The sequence below is a fragment of the Bradyrhizobium sp. P3_C3 genome (assembly GCF_056402655.1).
In genome coordinates this window covers 1-14,946 of the sequence record NZ_JBFUGY010000083.1, presented here as the reverse complement: position 1 = coordinate 14,946, position 14,946 = coordinate 1, and the positions used below count along the sequence as shown (strand labels likewise).

Sequence of the window (14,946 nt, the reverse complement as noted above, 5' to 3'; positions counted from 1 at the left end):
CGGTGATAGAGGGATTCGCGGAGACCCCCCCTCACCCGGAATCCGCGCTGCGCGCGCATTCCGGCCTCTCCCCGCAGGCGGGGAGAGGGGAATCCGGAGCAAGCTGTGAAGGCAATCCGCTACATCTACGTCGTCGTGGAGGACGCCTTCTACACCTTCCTCGCCGACGACGGCTGGGCGATCGCGAGCCATATCGCGCTGTCGACGCTGATGGCGCTGTTCCCGTTCCTGATCGTGCTGACCTCGCTCGCCGGCTTCTTCGGCTCCAAGGAACTTGCCGATCAGGCCGCAAGCCTGATGCTTCAGGTCTGGCCGAAGCAGGTCGCCGATTCGATCTCGGGGGAAGTCCACGACGTTTTGACGACGACCCGCACCGGCGTGCTGACGATCGGCGCAGCGCTGTCGGTGTATTTCGCCTCCAACGGCGTCGAGGCGCTCCGCGTCGCGCTGAACCGCGCCTATGCGGTGGTGGAGATGCGGCGCTGGTACTGGCTGCGCCTTGAATCGATCGGCTACACGCTGGTCGCGGCCTTCACCGCGCTTGCCATGGCGTTCCTGATCGTGCTTGGCCCGCTCTTCATCGAGGCGGCGCGGCGCCATATCCCGCTGTTCGTCGAGTCCAACGAGAGCATCCTCACTTGGCTGCGCTACGGCATCACCGTGGGTGCGCTGGTGGTGGCGCTGATCATCCTGCATGCCTGGCTGCCGGCGGGACGGCGCGCCTTCCTCCAGATCCTGCCCGGCATCGTCTTCACCATCGTGGCGTCGCTGATCTCGGGCATCGTGTTCGGCCAATATCTGGCGCGCTTCGCCAACAACTACGTGACGATGTATGCGGGGCTCGCCTCGGTGATCATCGCGCTGGTGTTCCTGTATTTCATCGCCGCGATCTTCGTCTACGGCGGCGAACTCAACGCCGCGATCATCAAGTCGCAGCTTCCTCACGGCGTTTCGCTTCAAGCAGCGCAGTCGCTAAAGCGCGAGGAGACACAGGCTTGACCAGGAAGGCGTCGGCGCCGGCCTCGCGCGAGGCCGCCTCGTCCTCGCCACGGCCGGATACGCCGATGATGGGGATCTGAGCCAGCGGCGCCGGCATGGTCCGGATCCGCCTGATGGCCTCGACGCCGTCGATGCCAGGCAGCACCATGTCCATCAGCACCGCATCGAACGCGCCCTGCGCGAGCCGGTTCACCGCGTCCTCGCCGCGCCCGATGAACTCGGCATGGTGGCCGAGCTCGGTCAGGATGGTGTTGAGCACGACGCGGCCGAACGGATTGTCCTCGACGCTGAGCACGCGCAGCGCGGCCATCGCATCCGCCTCGGCTTCGCCCTTCGACTTGCGGGACTTGCGCGATTCCGTCGCGTCGAGCGACATCGTCAACGTGAAGGTGGCTCCGCCGCCGCGCCGCGGTGCGACCGTGATGTCGCCGCCCATCGCGCGCGCCAGTTGCTTGACCGAGGAAAGGCCCAAGCCGGCGCCGCCGAAGCGCGAGGCGATGGTGACATTGGCCTGGGTGAAGGGGCGGAACAGCCGCTTGATCTCGGCCATGGTCAGGCCGATGCCGCTGTCGGACACCGCGAAGGCGACGCCGAACTTGCCCTTCGCCTTGTCTCTGGCCTTGCCTTTGGCGGGACGCCAAGGCGCGACCGCGAGCGCGACACCGCCCCGCTCGGTGAACTTGACGGCATTGTCGATCAGGTTCTCGAGCGCGGCGCGCAGGCGGACGGAATCGCCGACCACCAGCCCCGGCAGCTTCTCGGAGATATCGACCTGGGCCTGGAGGCCCTTGGCCGCGGCGCGTCCGGCGAGCGAATCGCCGGCACTGCGGGCGAGCGCGCGCAGATCGAACAAATCCTGCCGCAAGGCACTTCCACCCTTGCCCGCCCCCTTGCCGGTCCTGGCGGCATCGACGAACAGGGTGGCAAGGCTCGCCAGATGCTCGGCACCGGCCTTGATGGTGTCGGCCCAGCGCCGCTCGCGCTCGCCGAGATCGGAGGTGGCGAGCAGGTCGCTGATCGCGAGAATACCGGTCAGGGGGGTACGGACCTCATGGGCGAAGGCGGCGAGCGCGGCCTGGACCACGTCCGGCGCCACGGCCTTGGCGCTGCGCTTGCGCAACCGGCCGGTCGCCCCGGACCGCTTCCGAGGCGGTCGCCTGGACGTTCGCGTGGTGCGCGCTGAGCGCGTTTTCGCCGCCATGAATCCCTTCGAAGGGTCCCCTTCGATCCCCAGGCTCTCAAGCAAGCATCGCACGGCGGAACCCCTGGAGTCACGGCGGCGTTTTGCTAACCCCCAGAGAAACTTAACCTAATCCCACCAACCGGCGGATGCCGGCGGGCGTGGCGCCGGCTGCGCGCAGCTCGCGCAGGCCGGTCGAGCGGTCCGATTTCGACAACTTCCCGCCCGCCTCGTCCAGAATCAGGGCGTGGTGGCGATAGGCGGGTTCCGGCAGATCGAGCAGGACCTGGAGCAGGCGGTGAACCGAGGTGGCGTGAAACAGGTCCTGCCCCCGCACGACCTCGCTGATGCCCTGAAGCGCGTCGTCGACGACGACGGACAAATGGTAGCTGGTCGGCGTCTCCTTGCGGGCCAGGATGACGTCGCCCCAGGACTCCGGTCGCGCCGCGACGATGCCGCGCTCGCCATCGGGCCCCTCGCCAAGCTCGTTCCAGGTCAGACCGGCAACGCGTCGGCAGGCGGCCGCCATGTCGAGCCGCAGCGCGTAAGGCACGCCAGATGCAATGAGCCGGTCGCGCTCGCCGGCCGACAGCGATCTGGCGTCACCCGGATAAAGCGGTGCGCCATCGGGATCGCGAGGCCATGGCCCGGCGGCCTCGCGCGCGGCCACGAGCCTGGCGATCTCCGCGCGACTTTCGAACGCGGGATAGACGAGACCAAGCGCCGAGAGTTTCTCGAGCGCGGCGCGATAAACCGCGAGATGCTCCGACTGCCGCCGCACCGGCGTTTCCCAGGCGATGCCGAGCCAGGCGAGGTCGTCGTAGATCGCCGTCTCATATTCCGGCCGGCAGCGCGTCGCGTCGATGTCCTCGACCCGCAGCAACAGCCGCCCGCCGGTCTCGCGCGCGCGGTCGAAATTGAGCAGCGCCGAATAGGCGTGGCCGAGATGCAAGAGGCCATTCGGGCTGGGGGCAAATCGGAAAACGGGTGGCGCCATGCAGTGAAACTCGTCATGGCCGGGCATAGCCGTCCGAAGGGACGGCGTCGCTTCCGCTCGCCTATGTCCCGGCCATCCACGTTCTTCGGTGCGATACAGCGATCGTGTCAAGTCGTGGACAGATACGAACACTGTCACCCATGCTAGACATGTCGTGTGGTTAGAGAGACGTGGATGGCCGGGTCAAGCCCGGCCATGACGCCGGAGAGAGTTTGCCGACCCAAATGACCATCCACCTCGAAACCCAGTCCGATCTCGAAGAGGCCGTCCACGCGCTGATCAAGCGCGACCCGCGCCTCAAGCCCGTGCTCGAGATCGCCGGCATGCCCGCCTTGCGGCGGCGTGAGCCGGGTTTTACGGGGCTCGCCCACATCGTTTGCGGGCAGCAGCTTTCGACCGCGAGCGCCGCAGCGATCTGGGGGCGGCTGTCGGCCGCGTTCGATCCGTTCGACCATGAGGCCGTGAGCCGCGCCCGCACCGACCGGCTGGGACGGCTCGGCCTGTCCGCCGCCAAGATCAAGACGCTGAAACATCTCGCGCGCGAGATCAATGCGCAGCGGCTGAACCTCGATGTGCTTGCCGAGGAAGACGCCGAGGCCGCGCACCATACGCTGATCGCGCTGCCCGGCATCGGGCCATGGACCGCCGACGTCTATCTGCTGTTCTGCCTCGGGCACGGCGATGCCTGGCCGGCCGGCGACATCGCCGTGCAGGAGGGGATCAAAGTTGGCCTGGGCCTTCAGGCGCGGCCGACGGAGAAGCAGATGGCGCCGCTCGCCGAACCCTGGCGTCCCCTGCGCGGCGCGGCCGCGCATCTGTGGTGGAGCTATTATCGCGTGATCAAGAAGCGCGAAGGTGTCATCAGCAACCAGCCCTAGCCTCGCAGCCGTTCGCGATCGGCACGGGCGCATTCGGCCACGAAGTCGATGACGGCGCGCACCGCGGACAACTCGACCAGATCGGGATGGGCGAGCAGCCAGAGATCGGCGACGCTGACCAGTTTCTGCGGCGCGACGCGCACGAGGTCCGGATAGCTCTCCGCGACGAAGCAGGACAGCGCGGCGATGCCAATTCCCGCGCGCACCGCCGCCAGCATGTCGCCCTGCGACGAGCAGCGCATCACCATGGTGCCTTGCCGGGTGATCGCATCGCTCCAGCGCGCCAGCTGCGCGTTCGAATCCTGATCGGCAAAGCCGATGACGCTGTGCCCCTTCCACTCGCCGCTCCGCTCCGGCATGGACCGGCCCGCGGCATAGTCGCGCGAGGCATAGAAGCCGGTGCCGAGACGGCCGATCTTGCGGCCGACCAGGTTTTCCTCGCCGCTGTCGACCGGTCGCAGCACGACGTCGGCCTCGCGCCGCCGCACGCTGGCCGGAAACGGATGGGTGATGATCTCAAGCCGGATGTGATCATGCTCGCTCAGGAAGGATCGCAGCCGCGGCATCAGCCAGTGCGAGGCCAGCGTCGCGCCGATCGACAGCTTGACCGTGCCGCGCGCCTTGCGCCCGCCGGCGCCAACGGCGGCTTCGGCCCGGAGTGCGGCAACGGCCATCGCCTCCGCGTGCTCACGCAGCGTACGTCCATCGGCGGTGAGCACGAAGCCATCGGCGGCCCGCGCCAGCAGCTTGGTGCCGAGCTGTGCCTCCAGCGCCGCGATCTTGCGGCTGACGGTCGGATGGCTGGCGTGCAGACGCTTTGCCGCCGCAGTGAAGCTGCCGGTGTCGGCGACCGCGACGAAGGTCTTGCAGAGATCCCAATCCACCGCGGCCCCGTACAAATCTGATGATAGGCTTGTTCAATATTGAACGATCCGCTGCCCGCCGTCCAACCCTATAGTGGGATCAAAGCGCTGGACGGCGGACACCCCGCCGGCGCGACAATCGACATGGAAGCGCTCACCCCGGCCGGCAGGCCGTTGACGCGCGTCGTCAGGAGGATCCGATGGCACTGCCCGCTCTGCTCAAGAACAATCTGGAGCTGCCCGTGGTCGGCTCGCCCCTTTTCATCGTCTCCGGGCCGGAGCTGGTGATCGCCCAATGCAAGGCCGGTGTCGTCGGCTCGTTTCCGGCGCTCAACGCCCGTCCGGTGGAAAAGCTCGACGAGTGGCTGAGCCGCATCGAGGACGAGCTCGGCGAATACAAATCGCGCAATCCCGGCAAGAAGGTCGCGCCCTACGCCGTCAACCAGATCTGCCACGCCTCCAACGACCGGCTGATGAAGGACATGGAAACCTGTGTGAAGCACAGGGCGCCCATCATCATCACCTCGCTGCGGCCGCCCGCCGAGATCGTCGAGGCCGCGCACTCCTATGGCGGGCTGGTGTTCCACGACGTCATCAACGTCAAGCACGCGCGCAAGGCCGCGGAGCAAGGCGTCGACGGACTGATCCTGGTCTGCGCCGGCGCGGGCGGACATGCCGGCATGCTGTCGCCCTTCGCGCTGGTGCGCGAGGTCAAGCAATGGTTCGACGGCGCGATCCTGCTGTCGGGCGCGATCAGCGACGGTTTTGGCATTGCCTCCGCGCTGACGCTGGGCGCTGACCTCGCCTATATGGGCACGCGCTTCATCGCGACACAGGAAGCCAATGCCGACGAAGCCTACAAGGCCGCGCTGACGCAGCACGCCGCGCACGACATCGTCTACACCAACCTGTTCACCGGCGTGCACGGCAACTATCTCGGCCCCTCGATCGCCGCCGCCGGGCTCGATCCGGACAATCTCCCGGTTGCCGACAAGACGAAGATGAACTTCGGCTCCGGCGGCAACATGAAATCCAAGGCGTGGCGCGACATCTGGGGATCGGGCCAGGGCATCGGCCAGATCCTGGATGCGCCGCCGGTGGCCGAGCTGGTCGACCGGATGAAGGGCGAATTCGATCAGGCCCGGCAGGATTTCCTGATGCGCGCCAGCGCCTGACGGCTTGGTCCGACAAGAAAATTGGACTGAAAAGACAAACGGGAGGACATCATGAAGCTGACAGCCGCGCTGACAGGCCTGTCGTTGCTGACGCTTGCCGCCGGCAGCGCCGGTGCGGACGAGATCCGGATCGGACAGACCCTGCCCTATAGCGGTCCGGCATCCGGCTTCGGCGCGATCGGACGGACGCAGGAGGCGTTCTTCGAGAAGGTCAACGCGGAGGGCGGCATCAACGGCCGCAAGGTCAAGTTCATCACGCTGGACGACGCCTACTCGCCGCCGAAGACGGTCGAGCAGACGAGAAAGCTGGTGGAGCAGGACGAGGTGCTGATGATGTTCGGCTCGCTCGGCACCGCCACCAACAGCGCCGTGCAGCGTTACCTCAACGCCAAGAAGGTGCCGCAGCTGTTCGTGCTCTCGGGCGCCACCAAATGGGCCGATCCGCAGAAGAATCCCTGGACGATGCCGGGCATGGCGGCCTACGAATCCGAGGGCGTCGTCTATGCCAAGTATATCTTGCAGGCCAAGCCCGACGCGAAGATCGCGATCCTGTCCCAGAACGACGATTTCGGCCGCGACTATGTCGCGGGCTTCAAGCGCGCGCTCGGGCCCAAGGCCGCAAGCATGATCATCGCAGAGGCGAGCTACGAGACCAGCGCGCCGACGATCAGCTCGCAGCTCTCGACGCTGAAAGCGTCAGGCGCCAACGTGCTGTTTGGCGTGGTGCTCGGCAAGTTCACCTCGCAGATGGTCAAGGGTGTAGCCGAGATCGGCTGGAAGCCGGAGCTGTTCTTCGTGCCCACCTCGGCCTCCTCGATCTCGTTCCTGGAGCCGGCGGGACTGGACAATGCGGTCGGGCTGATCTCGTCGAGCAACCAGAAGGACACGATGGACCCGCAATGGGCCGACGATCCCGGCGTGAAGTCCTATTTCGCCTTCATGAAGCAATACATGCCGACCGCGGATCTCTCGAACTCCAACTACGCCGCGGGCTATCACTATGCCACGCTGCTGATGACGGTGCTGAGCGCCTGCAAGGACGATGTCAGCCGCGACAACATCTTGAAGCAGGCCGCGTCGCTGAAAGAGGTGAAGCTGCCGCTGCTGTTGCCTGGAATGAGCGTGTCGACCGGTCCGGACGACTATCTGCCGTTCCAGCAGCTTCAGCTCCGCCGCTTCAACGGCAAGAGCTGGGTGCCGTTCGGCGGCATTCTCGATGACCGGTAGAGTTTTTGTTTGACGCGTTTTCTTGACGCGAACCGGTATCCACTTCGCTTGAAAACGCCTTGAAGGGACGTCCCATGATCATCAGCGGCGAGCGCCAGATCGATTATCCAGACCTCCATGCGCGGATCAGGCGGGCCGCAGGAGGGATCAGCGCGCTCGGCGGGCGCGAGGGCACGCCGGTCGCCATGATGCTGCGCAATGACTTCGCCCTGTTCGAGGTGGTCGCGGCTTCCGCCGCGCTCGGCCGACCGGTGGTGCCGATCAACTGGCACCTGAAGGCCGCCGAAGTCCGCTATATCCTGGCCGACAGCGGCGCCGACATCCTGATCTGCCATGCCGACCTGCTGCCGCAGATTCGCGACGGCCTGCCGGGGGGCCTGGCGCTGATGGTCGTGCCGACGCCGCCGGAGATCGCCGGCGCGTTCGACATCCCCGCCGCGCTCACAAAGGTGCCGGACGGATTGACCGATTGGGACAAATGGCGTGACAGCCAGGCGGAACTCATCCAGCCGCCACGCCGCGGCGCGCCGATGTTCTACACGTCGGGCACGACGGGCATGCCGAAGGGCGTGCGGCGCATGCCGATGCGCCCCGATCAGGTCGCGGCCTCCGAGCGCGTCGGGGCGATCGCCTATGGCGTGAAGCCGGACGAGGATCAGGTCGTGCTGATGAACGGCCCGATGTACCATTCCGCTCCGCACTCCTACGGCATGCTGGCCTATCGCAGTGGCTGCACCATCGTGCTGGAACCGCGCTTCGATCCTGAAGACCTGCTTCAACTGGTCGAGCGCCATCGCGTCACGCACATGCATATGGTGCCGACGATGTTCGTGCGCCTGCTGCGGCTGCCCGACGAAGTGAAGGGACGATACGATCTGTCCTCGCTGCGCTTCGTCGTTCACGGCGCGGCGCCCTGCCCGCCAGACGTGAAGAAGGCGATGATCGATTGGTGGGGAGGCGTCATCAACGAATATTTCGGCTCGACCGAGACCGGAATTCCGGTGTGGCACTCCGCGGCGGAGGCGCTGACGAAGCCCGGCACCGTCGGCCGCGCCATCGAGGGCGGTGTCGTCAAGATCTTCCGCGCCGACGGCAGCCCGTGCGACGTCAACGAACCCGGTGAAATCTACATGCGGCAGGCCTCGGTGCCGGATTTCGACTATCACGGCAAGGCCGAAGCGCGCGCCGAGGCCGGCCGCGACGGGCTCGTCAGCGTCGGCGACGTCGGCTATCTCGACGCGGACGGCTATCTGTTCCTGTGCGACCGCAAGCGCGACATGGTGATCTCCGGCGGCGTCAACATCTATCCCGCCGAGATCGAGAACGCGCTGATCGGAATGCCCGGCGTGCGCGATTGCGCCGTGTTCGGCATTCCCGACGCCGAATTTGGCGAGCGGCTCTGCGCCTATGTCGAGCCGGAGCCGGGCGCAGCGCTCTCGTCCGCCGCGGTTCAGTCGTTCCTGCGCGAGCGGCTCGCCAATTTCAAGGTGCCGAAGGACGTCGAATTCCGCGACGCGCTGCCGCGCGAGGCGACGGGAAAGATCTTCAAGCGCAAGCTGCGGGAGCCCTATTGGGCGGACCACGCGCGCGCCGGCGCGTAACGAACGGCCGCGAACGGCGTTTTAAACTATGTTGCTGTTGCAAAAGGATCATGGGTGAACGATGAAATGCCGGCACGGACAAAGCCGGGATCAAAGCCATGACATCGATCGACTTCGTCGTTGCGAAAGATAACCTCGACCAGTGCAAGGTGGTCACGACCGAGCTTCCCGGCGCGGATGCGCTGCCGCCTGACGCCCTGCTCGTGAAGGTCGACCGCTTCGCCTTCACCGCCAACAACATCACCTATGCGGTGATAGGCGACGAGTTGAAATACTGGCAGCTCTTTCCCGCGCCGAACGGTTTTGGCAACATTCCGGTATGGGGCTTTGGCGAGGTGATCGCCTCCAGCCATCCGAACGTTGGGGTGGGCGAGCGCCTGTTCGGCTATTTCCCGATGGCGACGCATCTCGTCATCGAGGCGACCGATGTCGGCAAGCGCGGCCTTCGCGACGGTGCCGCACACCGGCAGGGCGTGGCGCCGGTCTACAACGCCTATGCACGCGTCAGCGGCGATCCCGCCTACGCCGGCCGGAAGGGCGATTACCAGGCGCTGCTGCGGCCGCTGTTCATGCTGTCGTTCCTGGTCGACGACTTTCTGGCCGAGAACGACGACTTCGGCGCACGCACAGTGCTGCTCTCCAGCGCCTCGAGCAAGACCGCGTTCGGCCTCGCCCATCTGCTGCACACCCGCGGCCGCAAGGCGATCGGGCTGACGTCCGCCGGCAATGTCGACTTTGTCTCGTCGCTCGGTTGCTATGACGAGGTCGTCACCTATGACCGCATTGCGTCGTTGCCATCGGGCGCGCCGGTCGCCTTCGTTGACATGGCCGGCAACAGTGCGCTGCGCGCCGGATTGCATCAGCACTTCGGCGACCGGATGAAATGCTCCGTACGCGTCGGATTGACGCATCGCGCCACCGAGCCCGACGAAGGCGAGCTGCCCGGTGCAAAGCCGCGCTGGTTCTTCGCGCCCGAACAGATCCGCAAGCGCGCCAAGGAATGGGGCCCGGGCGGTATCGAGCAGCGCTTTGGCGCGGCATGGTCCGGCTTTGCGCCGCTGCTGGAGAGAAGCCTGACCGTGGTCGAGAGCCGCGGCCCCGACGCGGTGCGGCAGGTGTTTCTCGACACGCTGAAAGGGCGTATTCCGCCTGAGCAGGGCCACATGCTCTCGCTGCTCGGGTAAACCGCTTTCGAGGCCCGTCGAACCGGTATAGCGTCAACCTCAGAGGAAACGCCGCGAAGACGGCCACGAGGTCGCGCATGCTGGACAAGACGAAGGATATTTCCGTCTCGGCGCAAGCCTGGCTCGATGAGTTCGAGCGCACGCTCGGCGAGCCTGATCCGGCCGCACTCGACCACCTCTTCCTCACCGACAGTTTCTGGCGCGATGTTCTGGCGCTAAGCTGGAACCTGCAAACGATCGCTGGCCACGACCGGATTGCCCAAGCGCTGGGGGCGCTCGCGCCACCGGCGGCGCCGGCCAGCTTCACGATCGCGCCCAACCGCGCGGCGCCGCGCTGGGTCACGCGCGCCGGCACCAGCAATATCGAGGTCATCTTCAATTTCGAGACCGAGATCGGTCGCGGCAGCGGCATCGTCCGGCTCGTGCCCGATACCGCCGACGGCGACCGGCTGAAGGCGTGGACGCTGCTCACCGCGCTCGATGAGCTCAAAGGCTTCGAGGAGCAGCTCGGCACGTCGCGGCCGCGGGGGCAGGCCTATTCACGCGATTTCCGCGGGCCGAACTGGCTCGATTTGCGCAACGCAGCGCGCGACTACGCCAATCGCGATCCCACCGTGCTGGTGGTCGGCGGTGGCCAGGCCGGCATTGCGATTGCAGCACGGCTGAAGCAATTGAAGATCGACACGCTGATCGTCGATCGCGAGACGCGGATCGGCGACAATTGGCGCAAGCGCTATCACGCGCTGACCCTGCATAACCAGGTGCAGGTCAATCATTTGCCCTACATGCCGTTCCCGCCGAACTGGCCGACCTACATCCCGAAGGACAAGCTCGCCAACTGGTTCGAAGCCTATGTCGACGCGATGGAGCTGGATTTCTGGACCGCCACCGAATTCGAGGGCGGTACCTACGACGACGCGAAGGGCTGCTGGACCGTCACGCTGCGCCGCGCCGACGGCAGCAAGCGCACCATGCAGCCGCGCCATGTTGTGATGGCGACCGGCGTCAGCGGCATCGCGAACGTGCCTGATATTCCGACCCYCAGCAATTTCAAAGGCACGCTGCTGCATTCGAGCCGCTACGAGGACGGCGAGAACTGGACAGGCAAGCGCGCCATCGTGATCGGCACCGGCAACAGCGGCCACGACATCGCGCAGGATCTCTGTTCCAGCGGCGCCGAGGTGATTCTGGTGCAGCGGTCGCCGACGCTGGTCACCAATATCGAGCCGTCGGCACAACTCGCCTATGCGACCTACAATGAAGGCACGCTCGAGGATAACGATCTGATCGCGACCTCGATGCCGACGCCGCTCGCGAAGAAAACCCATGTGATGCTGACCGAGCAGTCGAAGGAGCTCGACAAGGAGCTGCTCGACGGCTTGCGCAAAGTCGGATTCAAGCTCGACTTCGGCGAAGCCGGCACCGGCTGGCAATTCAAATACCTCACCCGCGGCGGTGGCTATTATTTCAATGTCGGCTGCTCCAACCTGATCGTCGAGGGCGCGATCGGGCTCAGGCAGTTCGCGGACATCGAGAGCTTCACGGCCGAAGGCGCTCGGATGAAGGACGGCGCGATGATCGCGACCGATCTCATCGTGCTGTCCACCGGCTACAAGCCGCAGGAATATCTGGTGCGAAAACTGTTCGGCGACGGCGTCGCCGACCGCGTCGGCCCGGTCTGGGGCTTTGGCGACGGCCTGGAGCTGCGCAACATGTATGCGCGCACCGGGCAGCCCGGCCTCTGGTTCATCGCCGGCAGCCTCGCGCAGTGCCGGATCAACTCGAAATATCTCGCGCTCCAGATCAAGGCGATCGAGGAAGGGATTTTGGGGCGTGAGGCGGGCGCCGCTTAAGCCTCGTCATTGCGAGCGCAGCGAAGCAATCCAGGATCTTTCCGCGAAGACAGTCTGGATTGCTTCGCTGCGCTCGCAATGACAGTGTAGAGACGATCGCGCCGCTGAAACGAAGAAGAGGAAAAACAAATGCCTGCCATTCTCGGCACCGGCGAGCACCGCTACCGCGTCGTCGACAATTTTGCGAAGCTGCCCGACGGCTGGACACTGACCGACGTCGCCTCGGTCGCCGTCGACAGCAAGGACCGCGTCTACGTCTTCAACCGCGGGGCCCATCCGATGGTGGTGCTGGATCGCGAGGGCAATTTCCTCCGGAGCTGGGGCGAAGGCCTGTTCTCGCGCGCGCACGGCCTGCACATCGATGCCGACGACCATCTCTACTGCACCGATGACGGCGACCACACCGTGCGCAAATGCACCACCGACGGCAAGGTGCTGCTGACGATCGGCATCCCCGAGAAGCCGTCGCCGTTCATGAGCGGCGATCCGTTCCATCGCTGCACCCATACCGCGCTGTCGCCGAAGGGCGAGATCTACGTCTCCGACGGCTATGGCAATGCGCGCGTGCACAAGTTCACGCCGGACGGCAAGCTGCTCAAGAGCTGGGGCGAGCCCGGCACCGACCCCGGCCAGTTCAACATCGTGCATAACATCGCCGCCGACGCCGACGGTTTTGTCTATGTCGCCGACCGCGAGAACCATCGCGTGCAGGTGTTCAATGGCGAGGGCAAGTACGAGACGCAGTGGAACAATCTGCACCGTCCCTGCGCACTGTGCTGCTGTGGTGGCGGCAAGAGCCCGACATTCGTAATCGGCGAGCTCGGCCCGGGCCTCGCCGTCAACCGCAAGGTGCCCAATCTCGGCCCGCGGCTGTCGATCGTGGACGCGCAAGGCAAACGCATCGCGCGGCTCGGCGGTGAGGAAGGGCCGGGTGTCGCCAGCGGAAAATTCCTGGCTCCGCACGGCATCGCGCTAGATTCGAAGGGCGCCATCTATGTCGGCGAGGTCGGCGTCACCGACTGGAAGACGAGTTTTCCGGACCAGGAGATGCCGGCCGTGGTGCGCGCCACGCGGTGCTTGCAGAAGCTGGAGCGGGTGCGGGAATAGTTGGGCGGGCGAGGCCGCGACGCGCTGTCGGGTCGACCCTGCCTCCCCCGGCGTCGTTCGCGCCCCCCAAATCACGGCGGTTTTGAGCGCTTTGCCACCCCGCCGCCGCATTGCTTGCATCTGAATAAGTCGCTCAACGGGCTTCACAATCCCGTCACGCTGCATGTAGTATGTCAGTACATGCTGCTTCGCAGCGTATATTGGAGGCCGGGAGCGTTACTTGAACGCACATGTCTCGCAAGGCAGTTGGCCGGTGTTGGTGCTGAATGCGGACTTCCGGCCGCTGAGTTACTACCCGCTGTCTCTCTGGTCGTGGCAGGACGCGATCAAGGCAGTGTTCCTCGACCGCGTCAACATCGTCGCGCATTACGATCAGGCGGTTCACAGTCCCACGCTGCAAATGCAGCTGCCGAGCGTTGTCTCGCTCAAATCCTTCGTCAAGCCGACCACGCATCCCGCGTTCACCCGGTTCAACGTCTTCCTGCGCGATCGTTTCGCCTGCCAATATTGCGGCTCGCCCGAAGACCTCACCTTCGACCACATCGTCCCGCGCAGCAAAGGCGGCCAGACCACCTGGGAGAACGTGGTCGCGGCATGCTCGCCCTGCAATCTGCGCAAGGGCAATCTGACGCCGGCGCAGGCAAAAATGTTTCCGCGCCAGAGCGCGTTTGCGCCGACCGTGCACCAGCTCCACCGCAACGGCCGCCTGTTTCCGCCGAACTATCTGCACGATAGCTGGCTGGACTATCTCTACTGGGATACGGAGCTGGATCCGTAGGGCGACGCGGTTCGCGCTCGGCCGTTCGTGCGACGTGCTGAAATCGAAAGATCGAGGACCCGTCGGGTCCTCGGTTCGTTTCATCGAACGTCACGCATTCTGCGCCAGCGAATGAGCCTCGATTCGTTGGCGGATATCGGGCGAATTGATCAGGTCGAACGGCTCGACGAGTTGCACGACATCCGAGAACGCGCGCTGAACCACCGGATCGGCCACGACGGCCCGGAATAGAGCCGCCTCGAACTGCCGGCTTTCCTCGTACCGCTCCGGGCGCTGGCCCCGTGTGGTTGGATAGGCGAAGTCAGCGTTCACGCCCATGTTCCAGGGTGCCTGAAGCAGCGCGCCCACTTCGGACATGAACCCAGCCTGGAGGGCCTCGATCGGGTCCGCCTCCCCGGCGACGCGATCCAGGATCTCGCGCAGCAACTTTGCCTCTCGCGCGGCGACCGTCATGCCCTGCCCGTAGACCGGATTGAACMGGCACAGCGAGTCCGCCACGGGGAGAATCCCGCGCGGCAGCCGCTTGAGCCGTTCAAAATGCCGCCAGCGGCTCGCGTCAAACACGAAATGCCGGAGGCCTCCGGGTGGCAAGAGCTTGTAGACTGCGTTGTAGATCGCCGGCGTCTTCAATTGGCGTGCAGCCGCAAGATAGTCCTCCCACGTGCCGGGGCGATTCGTCGCGCCGTGATGGGAGATCGATGTAAACCAGCGCCCGCCTTCGAGAGGAATGATCAAGCCGGCTGTCGCCGACGTGGCGGGATCGGGCAAGGTGACCAGATTTTGCCAGTCGAACGAGGTTCGCCCCGGCCGCAGAACCGCGGTGGTGTAGCTGATGTCGACGCCCACGACGGTCTCCTGCGGCCGCTCCCAGCCAAGCACATCGAGCAGGCCGAGCGTCGGCGCGCCGCGGCCGGATGCGTCCACCACGAGATCCGCCTCGATCGCCGCACCAACGCCTGCGTCGTTCTCGAACTTCACCATCGGCCGGGTTGCAGCCGGCACAATCTCCGTCACGCGGCTCTGCGATTGCACTTTGACATTGGCGATCGCAGTCACCTTTCGGCGCAGCGTATGCTCGATCTGCGGCCGCGAGCCACACAGCAG

Annotated in this window: 13 protein-coding genes; 9 read left to right on the top strand and 4 right to left on the bottom strand. The window is 65.6% G+C overall.

From position 1 onward, the window contains the following. Positions 1-105: 105 nt before the first annotated feature. Positions 106-999, top strand: a complete 894-nt coding sequence (locus tag AC1DW2_RS42010; protein ID WP_354181456.1) for a YihY/virulence factor BrkB family protein — start codon at positions 106-108, stop codon at positions 997-999. On the opposite strand, the gene AC1DW2_RS42005 is transcribed toward AC1DW2_RS42010, so the two are convergent. Both AC1DW2_RS42005 and gluQRS read right to left on the bottom strand, forming a co-directional pair. After that, a complete protein-coding gene (locus AC1DW2_RS42005) occupies positions 926-2,200 on the bottom strand; it encodes an ATP-binding protein (protein WP_354181454.1) in 1,275 nt (424 codons plus the stop codon). The genes AC1DW2_RS42010 and AC1DW2_RS42005 overlap by 74 nt on opposite strands. Positions 2,201-2,303: 103 nt before the next feature. Beyond that, the gene (gluQRS, locus tag AC1DW2_RS42000; protein WP_354181452.1) at positions 2,304-3,176 is read right to left on the bottom strand and encodes a tRNA glutamyl-Q(34) synthetase GluQRS; all 873 of its coding nucleotides are present in this window, start codon (positions 3,174-3,176) and stop codon (positions 2,304-2,306) included. 224 nt (positions 3,177-3,400) lie between these two features. On the opposite strand from gluQRS, the gene AC1DW2_RS41995 reads away from it, so the two are divergent. Further along, a complete protein-coding gene (locus tag AC1DW2_RS41995; RefSeq protein ID WP_208084331.1) occupies positions 3,401-4,054 on the top strand; it encodes a DNA-3-methyladenine glycosylase family protein in 654 nt (217 codons plus the stop codon). On the opposite strand, the gene AC1DW2_RS41990 is transcribed toward AC1DW2_RS41995, so the two are convergent. Beyond that, positions 4,051-4,938: a LysR family transcriptional regulator gene (locus tag AC1DW2_RS41990; protein WP_477009024.1), complete on the bottom strand. Its 888-nt coding sequence runs from the start codon at positions 4,936-4,938 to the stop codon at positions 4,051-4,053. The genes AC1DW2_RS41995 and AC1DW2_RS41990 overlap by 4 nt on opposite strands. Before the next feature lie 179 nt (positions 4,939-5,117). On the opposite strand from AC1DW2_RS41990, the gene AC1DW2_RS41985 reads away from it, so the two are divergent. From AC1DW2_RS41985 to AC1DW2_RS41955, 7 genes are all read left to right on the top strand, one after another. Further along, positions 5,118-6,092: an NAD(P)H-dependent flavin oxidoreductase gene (locus AC1DW2_RS41985; RefSeq protein ID WP_354114301.1), complete on the top strand. Its 975-nt coding sequence runs from the start codon at positions 5,118-5,120 to the stop codon at positions 6,090-6,092. Between the two features lie 51 nt (positions 6,093-6,143). After that, the gene (locus AC1DW2_RS41980) at positions 6,144-7,319 is read left to right on the top strand and encodes an ABC transporter substrate-binding protein (RefSeq protein WP_477009023.1); all 1,176 of its coding nucleotides are present in this window, start codon (positions 6,144-6,146) and stop codon (positions 7,317-7,319) included. Positions 7,320-7,393: 74 nt separating this feature from the next. Next, a complete protein-coding gene (locus AC1DW2_RS41975; RefSeq protein WP_477009022.1) occupies positions 7,394-8,920 on the top strand; it encodes an acyl-CoA synthetase in 1,527 nt (508 codons plus the stop codon). Between the two features lie 98 nt (positions 8,921-9,018). Beyond that, on the top strand, positions 9,019-10,104 hold the full coding sequence (locus tag AC1DW2_RS41970) for a DUF2855 family protein (protein WP_477009021.1): 1,086 nt from the start codon (positions 9,019-9,021) through the stop codon (positions 10,102-10,104). A 77-nt stretch (positions 10,105-10,181) separates the two neighbouring features. Beyond that, on the top strand, positions 10,182-11,957 hold the full coding sequence (locus tag AC1DW2_RS41965) for a flavin-containing monooxygenase (RefSeq protein ID WP_477009020.1): 1,776 nt from the start codon (positions 10,182-10,184) through the stop codon (positions 11,955-11,957). 129 nt (positions 11,958-12,086) lie between these two features. After that, a complete protein-coding gene (locus tag AC1DW2_RS41960; protein WP_354114306.1) occupies positions 12,087-13,064 on the top strand; it encodes a peptidyl-alpha-hydroxyglycine alpha-amidating lyase family protein in 978 nt (325 codons plus the stop codon). 220 nt (positions 13,065-13,284) lie between these two features. After that, positions 13,285-13,842: an HNH endonuclease gene (locus AC1DW2_RS41955; RefSeq protein WP_063985805.1), complete on the top strand. Its 558-nt coding sequence runs from the start codon at positions 13,285-13,287 to the stop codon at positions 13,840-13,842. A gap of 90 nt (positions 13,843-13,932) precedes the next feature. On the opposite strand, the gene AC1DW2_RS41950 is transcribed toward AC1DW2_RS41955, so the two are convergent. After that, entirely contained in the window at positions 13,933-14,898 is a 966-nt protein-coding gene (locus tag AC1DW2_RS41950) for an NAD(P)/FAD-dependent oxidoreductase (protein ID WP_477009019.1), read from the bottom strand. Between the last annotated feature and the right edge of the window lie 48 nt (positions 14,899-14,946).

Bases quoted from the DNA above. Each gene is read 5' to 3' on its own strand.
- AC1DW2_RS42005 (WP_354181454.1), bottom strand. From the start codon at position 2,200: ATGGCGGCGAAAACGCGCTCAGCGCGCACCACGCGAACGTCCAGGCGA.
- gluQRS (WP_354181452.1), bottom strand. From the start codon at position 3,176: ATGGCGCCACCCGTTTTCCGATTTGCCCCCAGCCCGAATGGCCTCTTG.
- AC1DW2_RS41995 (WP_208084331.1), top strand. From the start codon at position 3,401: ATGACCATCCACCTCGAAACCCAGTCCGATCTCGAAGAGGCCGTCCAC.
- AC1DW2_RS41985 (WP_354114301.1), top strand. From the start codon at position 5,118: ATGGCACTGCCCGCTCTGCTCAAGAACAATCTGGAGCTGCCCGTGGTC.
- AC1DW2_RS41980 (WP_477009023.1), top strand. From the start codon at position 6,144: ATGAAGCTGACAGCCGCGCTGACAGGCCTGTCGTTGCTGACGCTTGCC.
- AC1DW2_RS41975 (WP_477009022.1), top strand. From the start codon at position 7,394: ATGATCATCAGCGGCGAGCGCCAGATCGATTATCCAGACCTCCATGCG.
- AC1DW2_RS41970 (WP_477009021.1), top strand. From the start codon at position 9,019: ATGACATCGATCGACTTCGTCGTTGCGAAAGATAACCTCGACCAGTGC.
- AC1DW2_RS41960 (WP_354114306.1), top strand. From the start codon at position 12,087: ATGCCTGCCATTCTCGGCACCGGCGAGCACCGCTACCGCGTCGTCGAC.